General features: G+C 46.1%; 14 protein-coding genes. 3 read left to right on the plus strand and 11 right to left on the minus strand.

Going from position 1 to position 22,715, the window contains the following annotated elements; translation table 11 throughout:
* Positions 1-15 precede the first annotated feature (15 nt).
* The 4 genes from KI362_RS08680 to kdsA all read right to left on the minus strand — a co-directional run bounded on the left by KI362_RS08680 (position 16) and on the right by kdsA (position 6,074).
* Positions 16-3,696 carry a hypothetical protein gene (locus KI362_RS08680; protein ID WP_301626480.1) on the minus strand — a complete coding sequence of 1,227 codons (3,681 nt, stop codon included), beginning with the start codon at positions 3,694-3,696 and terminating at the stop codon, positions 16-18.
* A gap of 69 nt (positions 3,697-3,765) precedes the next feature.
* Entirely contained in the window at positions 3,766-4,752 is a 987-nt protein-coding gene (locus tag KI362_RS08685; RefSeq protein ID WP_301626482.1) for a KpsF/GutQ family sugar-phosphate isomerase, read from the minus strand.
* Positions 4,753-4,767: 15 nt separating this feature from the next.
* Positions 4,768-5,199 (minus strand): KdsC family phosphatase, encoded by a 432-nt coding sequence (locus KI362_RS08690; protein WP_374705638.1) that lies wholly within the window; start codon positions 5,197-5,199, stop codon positions 4,768-4,770.
* Between the two features lie 41 nt (positions 5,200-5,240).
* A complete protein-coding gene (gene kdsA, locus KI362_RS08695; protein WP_301626486.1) occupies positions 5,241-6,074 on the minus strand; it encodes a 3-deoxy-8-phosphooctulonate synthase in 834 nt (277 codons plus the stop codon).
* A gap of 136 nt (positions 6,075-6,210) precedes the next feature.
* Here kdsA and KI362_RS08700 point away from each other — a divergent pair, with 136 nt between their 5' ends.
* Positions 6,211-8,667 carry an O-antigen ligase family protein gene (locus KI362_RS08700; RefSeq protein ID WP_301626488.1) on the plus strand — a complete coding sequence of 819 codons (2,457 nt, stop codon included), beginning with the start codon at positions 6,211-6,213 and terminating at the stop codon, positions 8,665-8,667.
* A 34-nt stretch (positions 8,668-8,701) separates the two neighbouring features.
* Here the strand turns inward: KI362_RS08700 and galU are convergent, their stop codons facing one another.
* Together galU and KI362_RS08710 are read right to left on the minus strand one after the other, a co-directional pair.
* Positions 8,702-9,586 carry a UTP--glucose-1-phosphate uridylyltransferase GalU gene (gene galU, locus KI362_RS08705; protein WP_301626490.1) on the minus strand — a complete coding sequence of 295 codons (885 nt, stop codon included), beginning with the start codon at positions 9,584-9,586 and terminating at the stop codon, positions 8,702-8,704.
* Between the two features lie 202 nt (positions 9,587-9,788).
* Positions 9,789-9,986 carry a hypothetical protein gene (locus tag KI362_RS08710; RefSeq protein ID WP_044480963.1) on the minus strand — a complete coding sequence of 66 codons (198 nt, stop codon included), beginning with the start codon at positions 9,984-9,986 and terminating at the stop codon, positions 9,789-9,791.
* Positions 9,987-10,522: 536 nt separating this feature from the next.
* Between KI362_RS08710 and hmpA the strand changes: the two genes are divergently transcribed.
* Positions 10,523-11,737, plus strand: coding sequence for an NO-inducible flavohemoprotein (gene hmpA / locus KI362_RS08715; RefSeq protein ID WP_301626491.1), 1,215 nt, complete (start codon positions 10,523-10,525; stop codon positions 11,735-11,737).
* 106 nt (positions 11,738-11,843) lie between these two features.
* Here hmpA and KI362_RS08720 read toward each other — a convergent pair whose 3' ends face one another.
* The 3 genes from KI362_RS08720 to KI362_RS08730 all read right to left on the minus strand — a co-directional run bounded on the left by KI362_RS08720 (position 11,844) and on the right by KI362_RS08730 (position 17,262).
* Positions 11,844-14,363: a U32 family peptidase gene (locus KI362_RS08720; protein ID WP_301626493.1), complete on the minus strand. Its 2,520-nt coding sequence runs from the start codon at positions 14,361-14,363 to the stop codon at positions 11,844-11,846.
* Between the two features lie 1,053 nt (positions 14,364-15,416).
* A complete protein-coding gene (locus tag KI362_RS08725) occupies positions 15,417-15,623 on the minus strand; it encodes a DUF2759 family protein (RefSeq protein ID WP_044480967.1) in 207 nt (68 codons plus the stop codon).
* A 187-nt stretch (positions 15,624-15,810) separates the two neighbouring features.
* Positions 15,811-17,262 (minus strand): SEC-C metal-binding domain-containing protein, encoded by a 1,452-nt coding sequence (locus KI362_RS08730; RefSeq protein ID WP_301626497.1) that lies wholly within the window; start codon positions 17,260-17,262, stop codon positions 15,811-15,813.
* A 105-nt stretch (positions 17,263-17,367) separates the two neighbouring features.
* Here KI362_RS08730 and KI362_RS08735 point away from each other — a divergent pair, with 105 nt between their 5' ends.
* A complete protein-coding gene (locus KI362_RS08735) occupies positions 17,368-17,571 on the plus strand; it encodes a DUF6199 family natural product biosynthesis protein (protein ID WP_301626499.1) in 204 nt (67 codons plus the stop codon).
* A 134-nt stretch (positions 17,572-17,705) separates the two neighbouring features.
* Here the strand turns inward: KI362_RS08735 and uvrA are convergent, their stop codons facing one another.
* Complete coding sequence (gene uvrA, locus KI362_RS08740; protein WP_301626501.1) at positions 17,706-20,564, minus strand: excinuclease ABC subunit UvrA; 2,859 nt, start codon at positions 20,562-20,564, stop codon at positions 17,706-17,708.
* A gap of 39 nt (positions 20,565-20,603) precedes the next feature.
* Positions 20,604-22,601 carry an excinuclease ABC subunit UvrB gene (gene uvrB, locus KI362_RS08745; RefSeq protein ID WP_301626502.1) on the minus strand — a complete coding sequence of 666 codons (1,998 nt, stop codon included), beginning with the start codon at positions 22,599-22,601 and terminating at the stop codon, positions 20,604-20,606.
* Positions 22,602-22,715: the final 114 nt, after the last annotated feature.

Genomic DNA, 22,715 nt, shown 5'->3' on the forward strand with positions numbered 1-22,715 from the left:
CAACGGTGAAACATCTCATTTCTTTCTTAACAAGTAATAATATGCCCTTACTTTCTCTACTATAGAGATATTAGCATTAACAATTCCACCGTTTTCATTGAAAATTTTTGCTGCAACGTATTTTTTTGAGTAGGACTTAACCATTCTTGCGTAATGTCTTTTGTTCTTAAGTGAAATATTTGACTTTGCCAATGATGAAATGGCTTCTACAAAATCATCTCTATGCAATATACGTAATACATTAATTCTCCGCGGGAATTTCATATTATTTACAACTACTATACCTTTTTCAAAAGTTATTGGGTTCTGAGTTTTTCTTTTCAATGACAATCTACCAACATCCAAATAATTCTCAAAATTACTATAAAGCATAGAGTGCCCCTCTATCCAAATACTTCTATCGGAATTATCTGCACCCTCTGGAACAACAATATACCTTTTAGAATGCCCCGCATAAGCATTATCAAAAATCATACCGCTCATTAGCTTCGCTTCCGTTAAAGTAGGATTTGTTAAGATAACATTTAGCCAGTACGACGCAGAGTTTTTTTCTAATTGTGCAAAATAAAGGTTTTCCCCGAATTTATCAATCCAACTCTCCACAAACATCAGTACACCTTGTTGAATAGAACTAACCCTAGAGATATGTTCACTTGAACTCATTTCCTCCCGAATAACTTTAATCTCATTATCCGAGTGTTTTATGACCTCAACCAATGAACCAACAGGCTCATTTATAAGAGTTTCTATAATTAAGTTATGACTTAGAAACACATCAATATCCTTTATAGTTGGATTTATATTTTCCAAATGGTAAGTTTTAGCATTATCCATAGGTTCAAAACCAAATCCATTAGAGTATGTCATAAAAAAAGCTGGAATAAACTTCCCAAGGAATAAATTCCGAATCATTAAATGAGTGGAACCCTTATATCCGAAATCTACAGCCAAGGTGTCTTGATCTAAATCGACCCCCTGTTCTTCAAGATAACTTTTATAGATTTCTCGTTTCATTTCAAGGTCGTTTTTAATAACGGTCCAATTTTCTTTTACATGTTCATATACAATACCAAATATGGCAGCTGGTGTTAGTTTAGCAACTGGCATATGGATATCATCGATATTCCAACGAGATAAAATATCTGTGGAGATCGTATCATAACTTAAGCCAAATCGTTGTTTCAATAATAAAGAAAAGGGATTTTTTCTTGAATAATCATCTATACGAACTGTCAAGTAATCCTCTGGTTGCAAAAAATTCAGTCCCATTAATCCCTGACGCGAAGTGGAAATATAGTGTAACTTAAGGTTACGAAGTTCAGGTCTCTTATTAATTATCATTTGTATAATTTTATATGGTAGGTAACTATCTCTTGCAAAGAAAACAATTGACTTACAGTTATTAATTAATGACTGTTGAATAATCCATTCCGAAAAAGAATACATAACAGGGCCTAAAGCTAAATAGCCAAGTTCAATACCACTTTCGATCAACTCTCGGTTCTGGCTAATGGTAGAATTTTCAATTTTATTGAATACATTACCGCCATAAAATTCTTCAGAAAATAGTGAAAAAGCAGTTCTTAAATAAAAACTTTTATCTAATACTTTCAAAGGAATATCTCGATTCTTTAAAAGTTCAACCGCTTTCTCTCTTGCAGAACTGATACGAATAGCTTTCCATCCACATTCATGTGCGCGGGTCCAGTCTCCGATGGGATTATCACCAATATGCAAAATTTTATCGCTACTAACCTTTAGATTTTTTTCTACAAACTTAAATAAATTTCCACTATGCTTTTTTTTACCAATGGATGAAGAAACATATAATTTTTCATATCCTTTAATTCCGCATTTATCCAATGCCTGAACTATAAAATGCTCATCATGAATAAAATCACTCACAATAATAACAGTTTTACCCTTATTAATAGCAGTTTGGAAAAGCCACTTCCCAATTTTCCGTGCAGTCAAGACACTCAATTCCACTTCCTGCTCAATCTTAATTAAGGCATCAACCCCATCAAGATTACCTCCAAATCGATTTATCATAAATTTATATACTTCATTAACTGTTATTTCTTCACTTACATCCATCCCTTGCTCAAGCATTTCGTCCCGTTCTTGACGCAACTGCCTTTCAGAACCCGCCCTCAGACTTGCAAAAGCGTTAATTACTGAAGAGGGGAGATTTGGATTGTTCATAGATTCTTGTAATCTACTCTGAACAATTTGAAAAACATCTTCCGGTTTAAATACACTTCTGCGTAAAAGAGTATCAAAAATATCAAACGAAACTACTGAACAGTTATCAATTTCCTGTAATAATACTTGTAAATCATTCTCTTCAAAACCAATATCACTAGCATTAATTTTATCTAATTGACGCAATGCTACTTTAGTTGATGAACCGCTCATATAGTGATATATATTATCTTCAATATTGTTTAATAGATTTTTATTGAATAGCAAGTCCAATCCCATTTTTCCCTCAGCACGGTTAACATATATTCCAGTTAATACTGCCAATAAATAATCCGGCTCATTAATTAGTCGAGACTCTAACATGGTTTGCCTGCTTAACAACAAGGCCATATTATTATCATTTAAATCATCTTTTTTATTGAATTCAGAAAGATTAGTGCCGTCTGCAAAGTAGGCCAAGTGCGAGCGAGAAGGTGAAATTAATTTGTTACCAAAGAAACGAGCTTGTAAACCAATTGTTGAAGATACCGAAACAGTAGCTTCGGTCCATGGCACAATAAATTGTGATATATTGTCTACTTTTTCAAAATCAATAGAATATAGGAAATTTGGAAAATTCGAATACAAAAAATCTATATTTTTCTCATTAATTGCTTTTTCTTCAATAAACCCACTAACATATTGGGTCGCAATAACCCCTACATCTGATGGAATATTTCTCAAACTATCGAATAAAAAATCGAATTGAGAACTATACTGACTATTTTCATGGAATCCGAAATAATTTGATATTTGTAAAGGAATTAACGCAAATCTTTGAAATTGATCTGCTCCTCGTAAGCTTGATAGTATTTTCTCCCTCGAAGAGTGCTTTGTATAAAAAGTTTTGTAGTGATCTCGAAGCCCGTAGTAGAAACTTATTTCTTTATCTGTAGCCTTCGTGGGATTATTATCTTGCCATTTAAAAATTGAATCCTTATATAGCCCTATGGGGTCAAAAGAAATAGTTCTTGGGTATGGTGGTCTCATAAAAAGTCCGGGCATTAAATCAATTATCAGAGCATTAGGAAACAGTGATCGAAATATCGTAGTTGGAAATTCCCAGGAAAATATTAAATCAGGCTCCCATTCTTGGAATAATTCATGAAAATAATGATATATTTTCGATAATTGATCTCCTGTAAAATTATTATTATAGGAGAGGCTAACGAATTCGTCACCTAATCCAAAAGTTTGAATATTCTTTTGATAATCAACGATATAACTATTATTTTGATTGATTTTGCTAGAGGTATTACCTTTTCTCACTGATTCAAATGAATGTCTAGAGATCAAAAAACGAACTTCTGTATTTGTTGCTCTTGATAAAGAATTGGCCAACGGTTCTAAATACTTTAGATAAGCTCCAGTCCGAAAATTAGGATCACCTAGATCAATTGTAAAATTGGACATGAATAGGGTCTTTGAGAATAGTCCCTTACCTTTTTTCACGAACTTCTTCCTTTCTTTTCTATCGCCTTGAGTTTATCGACCTGAACATAAACCCATTATTTTATTGCGTTATAAACCTTTTAACACATCGTGAACTCTTAAAGTACCCATATAAACATCTCCATCCATCACAGGTACAACCGATATTGCTCTTTCTCCTTGTTCCATCATTTTAATGGCATTCCTTACCTTGGTACCATTCTGAATAACAATCGGATAAGGCACTTTAATGTCCCCTGCTAATAACGAAAAACATTTTTCCTGATGCTTATCCAGCAACCTTTTCAGGTCTCCATCCGTTATAATACCAACAACAGTTTCACCGTTCATTACGACGGTAGCGCCGATTCTTTTAGATGTCAGTTCAACAAGCACCTTTTTAAAGGTATCCGTCTCTTGAACAGCTGAATAACTATTTTCTGTAAGCAAATCCTCAACATTTAAGGTTAAAATACTACCCAGTGCTCCACCTGGATGATAAACAGCGAATTGGTCAGCATCAAATCCCCTCAGTTCAGCTGCAATAGTGGCAAGCGCATCTCCCAAGGCTAATGTTGCAATTACGCTGGAGGTCGGCGCCAAATTTAAATGGCCAGCTTCTTTACTATTGCCTATTTTAAGGACAATATCTGAATATTCAGCCATTTTCGACAATGAATTAGATGTTATCGATATAATATGAGCACCTAAGCTTTTGATTGCCGGATATATAGTAATCAGTTCTTTAGAGCTTCCGCTTTTACTAATACCAATAACAATATCATTCATTTGAACAATACCTAAATCCCCATGAACGGCTTCCGCCGGATGAAGATACACTGCTGTAATCCCGAGACTAACCATGGTAGCAGCCATTTTTCTGGCAGCATGTCCAGATTTACCAATACCAGTTATGATTACCTTACCAGTACAATCTTTCAACAGCATAACAGCATCTCGAAACGATTCATCCAGCAGATCTTGAGTTTCTTGAATTGCTTCTATCTCTTCCTTTAACAAGACAGCAGCTTTATCTAGAATCATGTCTGTCGTTATTTTTGAAAGGTCTGTAAGCACAGCGTTCCCTCCCATTCAATTATCTTCATCCAGAATGAACCGATCGACAAATTCCCTAACAGCTCCCCTACCTCCTTCAGTCTCCAGCACCACATCTGCCAAAGCTTTAGCTTTGTTATGACCGTCCCTTACGATGGCTAATAAACCCACTTCATCTTTCACTACGATATCATTGACATCGTCCCCAATAAAAGCTACTTCTTCTCTGGACAAGTTGTACTTAGCCTTTAGTTGCTTCACAATTTCAGTTTTATTGCTGCAATCCTGGTATATTTCCGTTATATTAAGTTCCTTGGAACGAATGGAGACTATTTCCGATTCACGTCCAGTAATTATCGCAAACTTCACGCCTTCTTGTAGGGCCAGGCCGATCCCCATACCATCCTTTACATTAAATCCCTTAAATAATTCCCCTTCAGAACCAACATAAATAGTCCCGTCTGTCATCGTCCCGTCCACATCACAACAGATTAATTTTATGCAGCTTTTCATCTGTTCATTTTCTCTTTTGTAATTTGATCATACTGTTGCAATTCGGCAAGTAATTCCTTAAGTTGGTTTAATGGAACCATATTAGGACCATCACTAAGTGCATTATCAGGATCATGGTGAATCTCCATAAATAATGCTGCCACCCCTACACTAACAGCAGCTTTTGACAAAGCAGGTACATATTCACGCCGTCCGCCCGAAGTTGTACCATTCCCTCCTGGAATTTGTACACTATGAGTGGCATCAAAAACTACAGGGTATTTATATCCCTTCATAATTTCAAGTCCTCTATAATCTACAACAAGATTATTGTATCCAAAGCTACTCCCACGTTCGGTTAAGCACAGGTTTGTTGCTCCAGCTTCCTCTAATTTCTCAACGATATTTCTCATATCCCATGGAGCCAGAAATTGTCCCTTCTTTACATTGATAGCTTTACCCGTTTTAGATGCTGCAACAAGTAAATCAGTCTGACGACATAGAAATGCAGGAATTTGTAGTACATCTGCCACCTCCCCCACAATTTCAGCCTGATAGGATTCGTGGATATCAGTCACTATGGGCACACCAAATGTATCCTTTACTTTTTGTAAAATTTTGAGCCCCTCTTCTAGTCCATATCCTCGAAATGAGTTGCCCGAAGAACGATTTGCCTTATCAAAAGAAGCTTTAAATACATATTGAATATTCAGTTCTTCAGTAATTTTTTGAATCTGCTCAGCTAAGTGCATAACTACATACTCGGACTCAATAACGCATGGCCCACCAAATAAAGCAAATGGGGTATTATTAGATAGCGTGACATTAGGGCTTACTTTTACCTGCTTCATTTTCATTACCATCCTTTATAATGTTATTCACAGTAATACCTATTTTACCTTATTGGAAAATACAAATGCTTTTAGACTTAAATAGCCTCACTATGCTAAAATATTACCCGTATCTACTAGTAAAGGAGCAAAATACGTGTCGAATCCAGTATACGGGAAAAAAGCGGCAACGTCGAGAAAGCGGGGGAATTTCCCTGCGGCGCTGTGGCTATTGATTGTCGGATTGATTATGTTTCTGGTGTGGGCTCCGTTCCAGGCTGGACTATTTAACGGATTGGTTCAAAACTTTGAAGGCCCCATCTATTGGTCTGGACTAATCGGAGGGATCCTCGCGCTTGTATGGATATGGGCGTACTTCAAAAAATTCAAGTTAGAGGATCAGCGGGACTGGACGGCGGTTTGGGTCTTGCTCATTCCTGCTACCTATTGCCTCGCTTTGATTTCGGCGGCCAGTCACTATTTTGCCATGAATGCAGTGCTGATTCAGGGGCTGTATGCAATCATTTTTGTAATTGGACTTTATACTTTGCAAAATAGATCTGCTAACGTCATCATCGAGACATCTCTCATCAGTGTTTCTTATCTTATTGTCTTGTTCGGTCTATTCAACTGGCTGGGGCAGGGAAGAACGGTGTCGGCGCTAGTCGGTTGGTTTACCAAGACGGTTATTGGGGGCCAGTACAATCAAGCCATATGGATCGATTCCAACGGTCCGCGGCTGGCCTCCGTTTTCCAGTATCCGAATACCTATGCGGCGTTCTTGATGGCTTTTCTGTTTGTAGCTGTGTTTGCTATTACTCGTTCTACAAAATGGTACGTCCAGGCCATTCATGCCTTTATGCTGGTGCCGATTATTCTGTCGTTACTGCTGACCTTGTCACGCGGCGGGCTTGTCTTCTTGCCGGTCGTGTTCATCTTGTTGCTACTGTTCCTGAAGCCGGCCAAGCAAATTCTGTGGATTATCTATGTCCTGATCTCTGGTCTAGCCACACTAGCTATCGCTAAGCCTGTTACAGAACTCGGACAACAATTCCATTTGGGGGAGATTAACAATCCGGCGAAGGGCTGGGGGTATGTACTTGTTGCCTCCTTCATTGTAGCCTTGCTGGCTTGGGTCATCCAACGCTACGTGTCACCTTGGTTAGACCGAATTACAGAACGCTGGGCTTCCAAAAAGCTTGGCGGCCTATGGCTGCCTGTGGTTTCTGTTCTGGCCTCGGTTGTTCTTGTAGCACTCTTGCTCGGAACAAATCTGAAGCATGTTCTTCCGGGCAACATCGGCGACCGTTTGGAGAATATCAACTTCCAACAGCACAGTGTGCTGGAACGCTTTACGTTCTATAAAGATGCCGTTAAGGTTATTAAGGATTATCCGATACTGGGTGCCGGAGGAGGCGCCTGGGCTTCCATCTATGAGAAATACCAGAACAACCCTTATTCAAGCCGTCAAGCACATAGCTTTGCCATGCAATACCTGGTAGAGGTTGGTCTCTTAGGCTTTATTGTTCTCTTTGCTGGCATCGGATTCATCTTTTACAAATATATTCGCGGATATTTTAAATCCGGGGAAGCACAGCGCAATTCGTATTTCGTGTATTTTATCATCGTCCTGTCGATCCTGATTCATAGTCTAATGGACTTTAACATGAGCTATGTCTTCATTGGAGTATTAGTCTTCCTGGGTCTTGGGGGCATGTCTGCAGTAATGGATGCTCAGCCGGTCAAACGCCTTTCACTGAAAGGTTCGACTGCCCGCGTGCTATATAACGGTGTTATTGTGATCAGTTCCTTGCTGTTGATTTTCACTTCAATCCGTTATGTCCAAGCGAACAATGCCCTGCAGAAGGGGCAGGAGTTGATGGCAACAAGCTCGAACTTCCAGGAGATTCAGACTCCTTTTGCCCAAGCCCTGAATAAGCGGAAGAATCACCCAACGGCTGTGCTTAACTATAATGTCCTTCTGCGATCCGCCTATGAGCAAACACAGGAAGAGGCCTTTTATACTCAAAATCTGAGTTTGTTGACAAGCGCCTTGAAGCAAGAACCCTTTGATAAAAATCTATACGCCCAGCTTGCATCGTTATACAAAAGCAAAGGCGAGTACGCTAAAGCCTATGATGTTCTTAAGGACAACGCGGGCCGCTATGCTTATGATCAAAACTGGTATGAACAGTTGATTGTTGAGTCCTATGAACTCGGATACCAAAGCCTTGGCAGTGGTGCAGTTGAAGAGAAGGAAAAGTATTTCTTCTCCGGACTTCAAGCCTTCGATCATGTCGTAAAAGGCGTAGAGCATTTGAAGTCCCTTCCTAAGGGACAAAAACAAGGTAATCCATTCGCAGTTACCCTGAATATGGCACTTCATGCCGGTAAGATGCAGTATATGATGGGCGATCCAGCTAAGGCGGCTGCCATCTTCCACCAAGGACTCCCGCAGGACTTTAGTGATCCAAACAACCGGGAAATTGCCCGGTGGTACCTGGCTGCTTTACAAGTCTCCGGTGGCAGTGATCAAACAGTTTATGATCAATTGATTCAGGCAGATCCTGGGGAGGAAGCTTCCATCGACCAAATCGCACAACTAACTTTTTAAATTAGCAAATTAACAAAAAATCGGCTTCTCCTGCTCAGGAGAGGCCGATTTCATTTTGGAGCACCAGCTCCGCCAAATATTTTAATAAGTCATCATGCAGCTCTTCTCTTTGCAGGGCATAGTGAATGCTGGTCTTAATAAAACCAAGTCTTTCGCCCACATCATGTCTCAAGCCATCAAAATGATAGGCAAGAATCCGCTCACGCTCACCTAGCCGCGCAATTGCATCTGTTAGTTGGATCTCACCGCCGACACCCTCCTGCTGAGTATTCAGGATATCGAAGATTGCAGGTGTGAGGATATAACGTCCCATAATTGCCAGATTAGAGGGAGAAGAGCCCACAGGCGGCTTCTCTACAAGCTGCTTCGTCTCGTAAACACGGTTCTTGATCTCGACTCCATCCACGATTCCATATCGGGACACATCATTCCAGGAAATCGGCTGAACTCCCACTATAGAAGCCTGCTCCTGATTGTAAACATCGATCATTTGCTTAAGACAAGGCTCGTCAGATTCCACGACATCGTCACCAAGCAGTACAGCAAACGGCTCGTCTCCTATAAATTTGCGGGCACACCAGATGGCATGGCCCAGACCACGAGGTTCCTTTTGCCGGATATAATGAATGTCTGCTAAATTAGAGGATTTCCGAACCTCATTCAGCATATCCCATTTAGATTTGTCACTCAAAAAGTATTCCAGTTCAAACGAATTGTCGAAGTGATCTTCAATGGCCCGTTTGCCTTTCCCTGTTACGATGATGATATCCTCGATTCCTGAAGCAACAGCCTCCTCCACGATGTACTGAATCGTTGGCTTGTCCACGATTGGCAGCATCTCCTTGGGCATCGCCTTGGTTGCAGGCAGGAAGCGGGTCCCCAGGCCGGCCGCAGGAATAATGGCCTTACGGATTTTCATTGTTCTCCGGTCTCCTCTCACCACTCAAACTCTCTTTCTCGACATTATAGCATATCACCAACCACGAACCGACATCCGAATAGGTAAAAACAAAGACGCCCCCTGCAGAACAAGATCTGCAAGAGGCATCCAGGCGAGAATGTTGAGCCGCAATCGCTATAGCTACCACACTATTTTTTTGAAGGGGCTCTGCTCAATCTAGTTAGATGGTCCAGAACTTGAAGCGGGATACGAATGACTGAGGCGCTTCCTCGGCATGGCGTCTGCTTCCTGGCTCCGGTGTATGAAGATGGCGTTCTGTACCGAATTCGAGCTTGCGGTAAGCTTGATCGCCCTCAAGTTCTAACCGTCCATGAACCTTTGTAACTACCGATTGCATTTCGAGGAATCCTTCAAACATCACATTCACCCTCCTAGACCCGAAAAATTTTTACTCATTCCTTACTTCCTGTGTACGCTTTTATTATATCATCATCAAGATTTTTTTGCTTGCTGATAAATAGGACTTATCACCCTATTTTAAGTGCTTTTCACAATTTATTCACAGTAAAAAACGCCTAAATAACGCGGTTTTTAAGCATGTCTCCGGATTATGAACAGCTGTCCTCGTTTGGAGAACGATTTGTATTTAGAGACAAATACAGGATATTCAACCCTTTGTCTCCGTGGAATAGACTCTCGTCCGTCCTAAAAGTATACATATTTTTCTAGTCATATTTATCCATATAATTCATGTCTCTATACACTTAATTCTGATGGCTAAACCATTCCTAATCAGCAAAAAATATAAACGCCGTCTGTGATAAACATCATTGCAAAAGCGTTTATGTTCACATTTCGTTCCTTTTTAACGTGACCAGTATCACAATAACTTGCTTTTACATGTTCCTATACTGTTTAAGGAATCGACAATATCGCAGAAAGAAGGGTTCGATTATGCTCGATGCAAGAACGATTGAAGTTATCAAATCCACTGTTCCGGCACTCGAAGTCCATGGGCAGACGATTACTACACAATTTTATCAAATGATGTTTAAAAACCATCCTGAGCTGTTAAACATTTTCAACCACGCTAACCAGCGGCAAGGCAAGCAATCCGCAGCACTCGCCAACGCGGTATATGCAGCCACGGCTCACATCGACCGTCTGGAGGAGATCCTTCCTGTCGTCAAAGGCATTGCACAGAAGCATCGCGCACTTGGTATTATGCCTGAGCATTATCCGATCGTTGGCCAGAACCTATTAGCCGCCATCAAGACTGTGCTTGGAGATGCCGCGACTGATGAGATCATGGATGCTTGGTCCCAGGCTTACGGCGTTATCGCCGATGTATTCATCAGTGTGGAAGCTGAAATGTACCAAGAGGCCGAGCAAAAAGAGGGTGGCTGGCGCGGTTTCCGGCGCTTTGTCGTCGAACGCAAGGTGAAGGAGAGCGATGTGATCACCTCCTTCTATCTGAAGCCGGAAGATGGCGGCGAGATTGCCACGTATCAACCAGGACAATATATTACAGTGCGGGTAAAACCGGAAGGCCAGGAATTTACTCATCTTCGTCATTACAGCTTGTCTACTTCACCAGGTCATGCTTACTATCGGATTTCGGTGAAGCGAGAGGATGCCGTCGGGAACCAGCCTGCCGGTGTCGTATCTGTACACTTGCATGACAAGGTGAAGGAAGGCGATGTGCTGGATATTAGTGCGCCGGCCGGTGATTTTACGCTTGATCAGTCGAAAAGCAGTCCGGTCGTCCTCCTCAGCGGCGGTGTCGGTCTCACTCCGATGATCAGCATGCTGGAAACGCTGTTGACAAGCAGTGACAAACGGGATGTCGTGTATATCCACGCCGCCCGGTGCGGAAGCCATCACGCGATGAAGGAGCATGTCGAACAGCTCACCAATGACCATGCAGACCAGCTCCGCTCTTATCACGTCTACGAAGCCCCGGCCGCGGGCGAGAGCTGCCACAAGACCGGATTCATTGACCTGCCATGGCTCCAAACAGTAACTAATAATAACGCCGACTTTTACTTCTGCGGACCTACACCGTTCATGAAGGCGATCAACCACGCTTTGAAAAAATGGGGCGTACCTGACGATCGGATTCACTTCGAATTCTTTGGTCCGGCCTCCAGCCTGAATAACGAGGGGTAGGCCCTCTTGCAACTAAAAAAGTCCAGCCAGGAATAAATATCCTTAGCTGGATTTTTTGTCGCAGGGATCGACTTGCCTGCATCGTTACATTTTTAAGCTTTGATAATTATTTTATCAGTTGACCGCGCGTTACGCCGAGTTGATTCGTCGCCTTCAACGTCTTCCATACCTGTGTCCCGCTAATCTCTCCGCGCAGAGCCTGATTATACAGAGAGATCACTTGCTGCACCTGCTCCGGTGTCTCCTCCAGAAACTCAACCCGGTAACTAGGAACACCCAGCTCCAGAAAATGACTCAGATATTCTGCGCCGGACTGCTCAATCGCGTTATACACCGTATTACGGCAGCCCTCATCGACGCGCACCGGATGACTCATGCCAATCCTGTCTTGAAGAGAAGCACGCTGCTCTTCGCAAGGACGCCCACAGTTCGTATAGTTCGTGCCCTCACTCAGGAAAGTACAGTATACGCAATGCTCCGTATGGAACATCGGTAAATGCTGATGAATGACGATCTCCATCTTCGAAGTTCTGCTCTTGCCCAGCAAATCCACCATCTGCTGAATGTTCAGGTCATAGGACGGTGTAACCGTGTCGCAGCCGGCCTCCAGGAACAACTCCACCGCTTTGTGATTGGCGATATTCAGCGAGAAATCGCCAATTAGCCGCGGATGAACAGCGGATGGGTTCTCTTGCCGGTGGCGCAGGTAGTAATATAGCGCGCCGGTATTGCGCACCAGCACTGCGTCAGGTGCAAGACGCAGGATGTTGTTATGGTAGCCGTTCTCGCCCGGCATATGGATGCGCGGTGTCGCCAGCGCAATCTGTTTGCCGGCAGCCCGAACGGCTTCCACGGCTGCCGGGAACTGCTTGATAAATTCGAAGTCGGCGTAAATGAACTCCACGCCGGCCTCCAGTGCAGCCTGCACCTGCAGCAGGCTGCGACACAGCGCGGTGAGCTTCGCCTCACCGCGCGCCAGCGGCGCGCCCTGCACAGCAGCAGGCGCTGCCGCTACCCGGGCCGCCCGCGCGTACACGGGCGGCTTTGGCCGCTCGCCGGCTAGCAGCTCCACTGCGCGCCGACGAACGGCATTCAGCTCTCGCATGGGAAGGATCACGTCGCCATGCAGCTCCGTGTCCAGCCGCTCAAGCTGGAACACCGTGCCGCCGAGACGGCCAAACTGCTCTTCGAGCAGGGCATCGTCCATCGGCCGCTTCTGCGCGGTCTCGAGCAACAGCTCCGAGTCCACGCGCACCGTCGTCCCCTTCTGGATATCCGTCCAGAAGGTTGCCAGCGGCTCGCCAGCCTGGCCGGACACCTGCACATGTACCGGGAATACCCGGTACGGCTTGTCGGTCTCATAGCTTTGGCGCAGCCGCTTGTCGAGTGCCGGATCATTCGTCTTCCAGATCCGATCCCCTACATGCACCCGGCGCAGATCGATATCATTGCGTCCCGGCACAATATCGACGATCCACGTCTCGTCGGCCTCGCCCTCCAGCTTCACGCCCTTGCGCCGCAGATCGTAGATGCGTCCGCCTTCTTCCTTTTTCGTCGGATCGCCCGCATCAAACACGATGCCATCCCCGCGCTTCACCGGCGCTTCAAGCTTGCAGACAACGCCGTCACGCAGCACCTGCTCTACCCGCCCCAGGTAGACGCCGCGGCTCTTCGGGAACGTCCCGTCCAGCAACTGCTTGTTGTTCGTTCCTTCCAGGAAGCCATGGGTGAACCCGCGCGAGAAGCTTTGCTGCAGCTCGCGGATTTCTTCCTTCGAAGGCGGCGTGCTGTCTCCGTCAAAATACCGGTCAATCGCCTGACGGTACTTACTCACCACATTTGCCACATACTCCGGTGTTTTCATCCGGCCTTCGATCTTGAACGAGGTGACGCCGGCTTCGATCAGCTCAGGCATGATATCAATGGCCGCAAGATCCTTCGGGGACAGCAGATAAGCTACGTCTCCCATCGGCTTCTGTACGCCGTCTACGATCAAGTCATAGGGTAGCCGGCAGGCCTGCGCACATTCTCCCCGGTTGGCTGAGCGCCCGCCCCACATTTCCGAGGTCAGGCATTGCCCTGAGTAGGACACACAGAGCGCTCCATGCACGAATACCTCCATAGGCAGCCTCGCCTGCTCACCGATCGCCCGGATCTGCTTCAGGTTGTTTTCCCGGCCAAGCACGACTCGCTCCATCCCCCACGGCTTGGTAAATTCCACCGCCTCAGGCGAAGTGATCGTCATCTGGGTTGAGCCATGGATCGGGAAATCCGGCGACAGCTCGCGAATCAGCTTCACCAGGCCCAAATCCTGTACAATTACCGCATCAACGCCTGCTTCCATACACGCTTCAATCAGCTCCTGCGCGTCCGCAAGCTCATTTTCAAATACTAGAATATTGAAGGTCAAAAACCCTTTAACGCCATAGCTATGCAAAAAAGCCATAATCTCCGGAAGCTCGTCCATCCGAAAATTGTTCGCACGCGCCCTTGCATTAAATTTTTCCACACCGAAAAATATCGCGTCCGCTCCATTCGCTACCGCCGCCCGCATGCAATCCCAATCCCCTGCGGGGGCGAGCAGTTCTACATCCTGCCTAGTCAAGGCTACTGCCGACTTGCTCATCTATTTCCTCCTGAATGCCGAATGAACTCGGCTAATCGATTTCTCCAATAACCTAACTATTTTAGCAGACATTCCTCTAACACTCTAGCAAGCAATAACTGCTAAAAACGCTTATTACTCCCTACTCGTTCCCATTCCCCGCCACCCCCCCAAAGGTAAGCGCACAACATTGCAGGCTAAGAAACTTATGTGATGATTCTAATGTGTGACGATTCAAATGACGTAAGGCAATAATTCGCTAATACAGGCGCGCGTACGACGAATTTAGTGACGTATTTTTGCCTGTTGGTTGCTTCAGTTCATTTAAGCCTATTCTGGCTGTTGGCTGGATCACATTGTCATTGTATTGTAGAAATTGCAACTAAAACCTCGACATTTCCATATATCACAGGTTTAAGTGTACCGCCTACAGCTAAATGTCTGTTTTTGTTCAAAATCGATGCGTTTTTGCGAATCTAAATGCACTCTATACAGCTATATTTAAATGCAGAGCCCAAGTTCAGAAATTAGGTGTACCTTTTACACTTAAACCGCTACCCGAGGTTGAATTTAGACTGGAGTAAGGATCCTGTTGGTTCAACCCTTGTTCCTCCACCCGTATAGCAGGTGATTTTCTGTTTCCACACGTTTCGTATACTCAATCGGCTAAAGCCGCAAATGAAATTGCTGACGCTACCCTCATGCGCAAAATTAATATGCCTTTCGGCATTAATTTTGCCTGCGTGGGGCTCGTGTTGAGCTCCTCCGACGAAACAAGCAAAAGACACCTTATCCCTTCCGGAACAAAGTGCCTCCCTCAAAGTCCAAGTAACACAGCTTCTGAACGTCATTCAGTCGTCATTCAGTCATCGCGGAACCATCACCTAGTTCCACTGAATCATCAATCAGTTCCACTGAATCATCACCCAGTTTCTACTGAGTTATCATTCAGTTATTGCTGAATTATCACTCAATCTCATTATCCAGCTATCCGCGAGCCATCGCTCAAGCATCGTTCAACTATCCTTCTTCAGTGAAACGCACCGCCGGAACTCCGGCTGCATCTCACTGACCCTAGCTGAACCAGGCCATCACCATGACGGCATCGGAAGCCAAAAAGACGAGCAGGCTAAATAGTCCGAAGCCGATCGCAAACAGATTCTTTTTCGGTTCCTTCAGCAGCCGTAGTACGCCGATCAGGATAACAATCGTAAACAGGATCATGAAAATATCAAACCCGTTAAAGGTTGTTGTGACTTCCCCAGGTGCAGCGAGTAACATGGCAAGCCCTCCTCAGCATTGTTCACGGATTATTCCATCTTCTTCTATGTTAGCGGTTCATTCAAGCGCTTGCAAGTGAAAAGTCGATAAATTGTTAAAAATTTCGCTGCAAACCCGCATTTATTGTGAAATTACTTATTGATTTTATTCGCTACCTGATTCACCTATTCGTTTCATTCCGATGCATCTACCTGCTTCGTTTCATCCAATCCTTTAGTCCGGACAGATTGCGATTAGACCACAGCAATTGATGGCTCAGAGCATATTCAATAGCTTCATTCTCATCTCCTATCCCGATATACTGAGGACGTTGCTTAGGAAGCCGTTTTTTACCCAACAAAAAGGCAGGGACGTGAGGATTTGACCGTTTCGCCTGCTTATATAACGTATCCAGATCGCCAAGGAAACCGTTCTTTAAATAACTCAGCACGACCCGGTCATAGCAGAATGAAGCGGAATCTTCCATGTCAAATTGCTGCATAAGCTTCTCTGCACGGTCAAGCTTCTGATCGGCAAGATAGAGCATCAACAAATCATATCGTGCGCCTATATTATCATTCGGACAGAGCTCCAGCATCTCTTCAAGCTCTTGCATAGCCGCAGCGATGTCTCCCTGTTCCTTCAGCAGATCCGCATAGCAGAACTTCAGTCTCATATAAGGCCGGGTCTCGATCAGTCCCCAGAAATGGCCCTTGTTTTCTTCAAAATATCCGGGACCCAGACTTGCTGCGGCTGCCTTCAGACCTTCCTTAGCCACTTTCAGTGCCTCAGGAAGCGTCTTTGCTTCCATGGCCAGCATCACATAAGCATCCCCATTTCCTTTGTCCAGCCTGAGCGCCTCTTTGACAAGCTGAATGCGTCTGGCCGGAAGAGGCTCCTGCTCCGCCTTAACAAGCAGTTCTACCGCTTTCTGCTCATCGCTTGATTCCGCATCTACCAGCTTGTCTATATGGTCCATATGTTGACTCAAAAAGGCATTGACCTCATCCGGAGATTCAAATTGCTTCTCTTCTATCAGTTTGGCAAGCTGATGCATAAATTGCTCGTTCTCCAATAGGGAATAAGGCGCCGTTCCTCCGATGTTAGACATACCTTCTTCAAATTCAGGGATCAAGCCTTCGGCAAGCATTTTTTCTTCAGCAAAATCCATCAAATTCCCGTAACAGCGCGATAAAGTTCCCGTAGACACCCTATGCTTGTCCGCGAGCTCCGTTTGTGTGACCCATTGTCCCCTTATGTTCGTTACGAAGTACTCCAAAGCGGCTGCATATCCGCCTGGCTTACGATACTTCGGTTGCTTCTGGCTGGAAAAATCATTCCATAGCATTACAATGCTCATCAACTCGTCCAGATCATCCTGGCGGCGCATCCGGTATTCCTTCCAAATTTGCGGAAAAAGACTCAGGGCCAGCTCCTGATACTCCTGATTTTCCCATTCCAATTCATTCGAAATAAAACGCTTCAGCTCATTGACAAATTTATCCGCTTCCTTGGAGGCTTTATTTCCCCCAGGAAAGGGGATCACATTGCTGATTGACGCGCCGCGTTCCTGTTCAGCCAGCCTGTCCTTTTCAAGACAGCATTTTTTGTACTTTTTCCCACTACCGCAGTGGCAAGGCTCATTCCTGCCCAAGGTCATGATTGAAAACTCCTTTTGCTTGGTTTTGTTAGTTATATTATACATTATAAAGTAAAGGAACCTTTCCACCTCATTCACGTACTTATTTACAAAGGAGTTGATGTCATGTACGTGTTCTTAGGACTGGTGGTTATCGGGATTGGTTGTCTTAATCTCTTCTTCCCTTCCTTGGGCTGGCATATGAAAGAAGGCTGGAAGGTCGATGGGGATTCAGAGCCAAGCGACAGCTACTTAGCGATGACGCGCCTTGCCGGACTATTTGCTATTTTCGTCGGGTTTATTTTTCTGGTTACCCAATTTTTCTCTTGAGGTGCCTCATGTACCTGTGCCATATATTTAATATTAAAACTCCAGCATTTTCGCGCAAAAAAGCTCTCCTGGAAATCGGCAATTATGATCTCCAAGAGAGCTTATATTATGTTATGTTCGTCAAAAAAGGACTGCTACGAATGCGCCTTGATGGCCCGTGTCCGTTCCGTATCGCGCTGCAGAACCGGCGCAAGATAGCGGCCCGTATAGGATTCCTTCACCTGCGTGACCTCCTCCGGCGTACCTGTAGCAATGATGGTGCCGCCGCCGCTGCCTCCCTCGGGTCCCAAGTCAATGAGATAATCCGCGGTCTTGATCACATCGAGATTATGCTCAATGACAAGCACGGTCTCTCCGGAATCCACGAGCCGATGAAGCACGTTCAGCAGACGATCGATATCATCGACATGCAGACCTGTGGTCGGTTCATCCAGAATGTAGATGGTTCTGCCCGTACTGCGGCGATACAATTCGGAAGCCAGCTTGACGCGTTGGGCTTCCCCGCCGGACAGCGTAGTCGCCGGTTGTCCCAGATTGATGTACCCAAGGCCAACATCGAGCAAGGTTTGCAGCTTCCGGTGAATCTTCGGAATATTCTCGAAGAATTGGGTCGCATCCTCCACCGTCATCTCCAGCACATCTGCGATGCTTTTTCCTTTATATTTAACCTCCAGTGTCTCCCGGTTATACCGTTTACCCGCACATACTTCACATGGTACATAGACATCCGGGAGGAAATGCATTTCGATCTTGAGAATGCCGTCTCCGCGGCAGGCTTCACAACGTCCGCCTTTAATATTGAAGCTGAAGCGGCCCTTCTTGTAGCCCCGAACCTTGGCTTCGTTCGTCTGTGAGAAAAGATCCCGGATATCGTCAAAGACACCGGTATAGGTCGCCGGATTGGAGCGGGGAGTCCGTCCGATTGGCGACTGGTCGATATCAACTACCTTCTCCACATGCTCCAGGCCGCGAATCTCCCGATACTGCCCCGGTCGAACCTTCGCACGGTTCAAATCTCGCGCCAACGTTTTGTATAGAATCTCATTCACCAGCGTAGATTTGCCCGAACCGGACACGCCGGTAACGGCCGCAAACACACCGATCGGGAACTTGACGTTAATGTTCTTCAGGTTGTTCTCCTTGGCCCCGCGCACTTCGATCCAGCGTCCGTCCGGCTTGCGCCGCTGCTCGGGCACCTCAATGAATTTCCGTCCGCTTAAGTATTGGCCGGTCAAAGAGTTCGGGTCCTCCATAACCTCCTGCGGAGTACCTTGGGAGACAACCTGGCCGCCATGAATCCCCGCCCCCGGGCCAATATCAATAATATAATCGGAAGCCAGCATCGTATCCTCATCATGCTCAACGACAATTAAGGTATTCCCCAAATCGCGCATATGAGCCAATGTCGTGATCAAACGGTCATTATCCCGCTGGTGCAGTCCAATGCTAGGCTCATCAAGGATATACAATACGCCCATCAGACTGGAGCCGATCTGCGTTGCCAGCCTGATGCGCTGCGCTTCGCCTCCGGAGAGTGTTCCTGCTGCACGGCTCATCGTCAAATACTCGAGTCCTACGTTAACGAGAAAGCCCAGTCGGCTATTAATCTCCTTCAAGATCATATGAGAAATTGCCTTCTCTTTCTCATTTAACTCCAGACCGTCAAAGAACCTCATGGCCTCGCCGATGGACAGCGATGTCACATGAGCGATGTTCTCTCCATTCACGGTAACTGCGAGAATCTCCTTTTTCAGGCGATGTCCTTTGCAGGTACCGCATGGTTTGGAGCCCATAAAACCTTCGATAAACTCCCGAATTCCTTCGGAAGCCGTATCCCGATATCGGCGCTCCAGATTATGCACGATGCCTTCAAACGTAACATAAGCATCCTTGCTGATGCCAAAATCGTTCTCATAGCGGAAGCGCACCTTGGTTGTGCCCGTTCCGTACAGGAGCTTGTCCATTTGATCCTTGGTCAGCTCCGATACCGGCACATCCTGAGGAATATGAAAATGCTCGCACACCGAGCGAAGGAATTGCGGATAGTAATTGGACGTACTTCCTGCCCACGCTTCGAAAGCGCCTTGTTCAATACTTTTCGACGGATCAGGAACAAGCAGCTCCGGATCGATGATCATTTTCATACCAAGTCCGTCGCATTCCGGACAGGCTCCGAACGGACTGTTGAATGAGAACATTCGCGGCGACAGCTCCTCGATGCTGAAGCCGCAGATCGGGCAGGCGTAATTAGAGCTGAAGCGGAGCTCCTCCTGGCCGATAATGTCGACCAGCAGTTGACCTCCTGACATTTTCAGCGCAGTTTCGATAGAGTCCGCCAGGCGGCTTCTGACATCCTCCTTCACCACGATCCGGTCTACGATAACCTCGATGGAATGCTTCTTATTCTTTTCAAGCTCGATATTCTCCGACAAGTCCCGCTGCTCACCATTCACCCGTACGCGGACAAAGCCCTGCTTGGCAATTTCGCTGAACAGGCTCTTATGCTCTCCCTTCTTGCCAGAGATCACCGGGGCGAGAATCTGCAGACGGGTACGCTCCGGATATTGCATAATCCGGTCAACCATCTGTTCCACGGTCTGCGAGGTAATCTCCACCCCATGCTCCGGACAATGCGGATGGCCGATCCGGGCAAACAACAGACGAAGATAATCATAAATTTCCGTCACTGTACCCACTGTAGAGCGGGGATTCCGGCTTGTTGTCTTCTGGTCAATGGAGATAGCAGGAGATAATCCTTCAATCGAATCCACATCCGGCTTCTCCATTTGACCAAGAAACTGGCGCGCATAAGCCGACAAAGACTCTACATAACGTCGCTGTCCTTCTGCATAAATCGTGTCAAATGCAAGCGAAGATTTCCCCGATCCACTCAAGCCGGTCAAGACAACAAACTTATCACGCGGAATCGTAATATCTATATTTTTCAGGTTGTGCGCTCTCGCACCTTTAATGACGATATTCTCAATGGCCAAGTGGTTCATCTCCCATTATCTATTTAATCCGCTATCTATTTAATCCGCTGCACGCAATTCCATAATTGCATCGCGCAGTTCAGCGGCCCGTTCAAATTGCAGGTTCTTGGCGGCTTCCTTCATCTCGGATTCAAGACGTCCGATCATCGCTTCGCGGTCACGCTTGGACATCTTGCTCTTAGCCGCATCAGCCAGATAATCACTCTTGCTCTCAGCCACCTTGGTAGCCTCGATCACATCCCGAACCTTCTTGCGAATGGTCTGCGGAGTGATGCCATGCTTCTCATTATAAGCGATCTGGATCGAGCGGCGCCGCTCTGTCTCCTTGATGGCCCGATCCATGGAATCGGTAATCTGATCCCCATACATCAGCACCCGTCCCTCGGAGTTCCGCGCAGCCCGGCCGATCGTCTGAATCAGCGACCGCTCCGAACGAAGGAAGCCCTCCTTGTCGGCATCCAGAATCGCAACGAGCGAAACCTCCGGCAAATCAAGGCCTTCCCGAAGCAGGTTAATGCCGATCAGCACATGGAACGTTCCGAGCCGCAGGTCCCGCAAAATACTCATCCGCTCCAAGGTCTTGATATCGGAGTGAAGGTACCTTACCTTAATACCGACCTCTTTAAAATAATCGGTCAGGTCCTCGGACATCTTCTTTGTCAAGGTGGTAACAAGCACCCGTTCATCGCGATCGATCCGCTCGCGGATCTCGCCGATCAGATCATCGATCTGCCCCTTGGTCGGACGAACCTCGATAATCGGATCCAGCAATCCGGTCGGACGAATGATCTGCTCAACCATCGTATTGCAATGCTCCAGTTCATACGGACCCGGTGTTGCAGACACGTAAATCAATTGATTGGCCTTGGCTTCGAATTCCTCAAATTGCAGCGGCCGGTTGTCCAGCGCCGACGGCAAGCGGAATCCATGGTCCACAAGCACGGTCTTCCGCGCCCGGTCACCGTTATACATCGCACGAATCTGCGGCAGCGTCACATGGGATTCGTCAATCACGATCAGCATATCATCCGGAAAGTAATCCATCAGCGTGTAAGGGGTTGCCCCCGCTTCCCGGAAGGTCAGGGGGCCCGAATAGTTCTCGATGCCGGAGCAGAAGCCGACCTCCTTCATCATTTCGATATCATAACGGGTGCGCTGCTCCAGCCGCTGCGCCTCCAGCAGCTTGCCCTGCTCGCGGAACAAGGCCAGACGCTCCTCTAGCTCCCGTTCGATGTTACCGATTGCGATCCGCATCGTCTCCTCCTGCGTTACAAAGTGAGACGCCGGGAAAATGGCAATATGCTCACGTTCGCCAACCAGCTCGCCAGTCAGGACATCGATCTCGGTAATCCGTTCAATTTCGTCGCCGAAAAATTCCACTCTCACCGCCTGTTCTCCCCGGGAGGCCGGGAAGATTTCCAGCACATCGCCGCGCACGCGGAACGTGCCGCGCACAAAATTGATGTCATTCCGCTGATACTGGATATCCACCAGCCGAGCCAGGATCTCGTTGCGCGGCTTTTCCATTCCGACACGCAGCGACAGCACCAAGTTCCGGTACTCCATCGGAGAACCGAGACCGTAAATACAGGATACACTCGCAACAATGATCACGTCGCGCCGTTCGAACAGCGAGCTGGTCGCAGAGTGTCTCAGTTTATCAATCTCTTCGTTGATGCTGGAGTCTTTTTCAATGTAAGTATCTGAGGATGGAATATAGGCTTCCGGCTGGTAGTAGTCATAGTAGCTGACAAAGTAATCAACGGAGTTATTGGGGAAGAATTCCTTGAACTCACTGGCAAGCTGTGCGGCCAGCGTCTTGTTATGGGCAATGACCAGTGTAGGTCTTCCAAGCTTCGCTATGGTATGAGCAATCGTGAACGTCTTGCCGGTGCCTGTAGCTCCCAGAAGGGTCTGGTGCTTTTTTCCCATTTTTACCCCTTCCACTAATTGGTCTACAGCCCGCGGCTGGTCGCCCTGTGGCGAAAAATCGGAGATTAGCTCGAATTTATTATTACTGAAGACAATTTCACTCATTGTCCAACATCACCCTTATCGTCTAAAATGGAAAAGTGAATTTCTATGTTATGGTTTCTCTATCTATATTAACCCTATTTCATTAGTTTCAACGGAATACTAGACAAGCTGTCT

It is taken from the genome of Paenibacillus apis (genome assembly GCF_018333295.1).
GTDB classification, from domain to species: Bacteria; Bacillota; Bacilli; order Paenibacillales; family Paenibacillaceae; genus Fontibacillus; species Fontibacillus antibioticophila.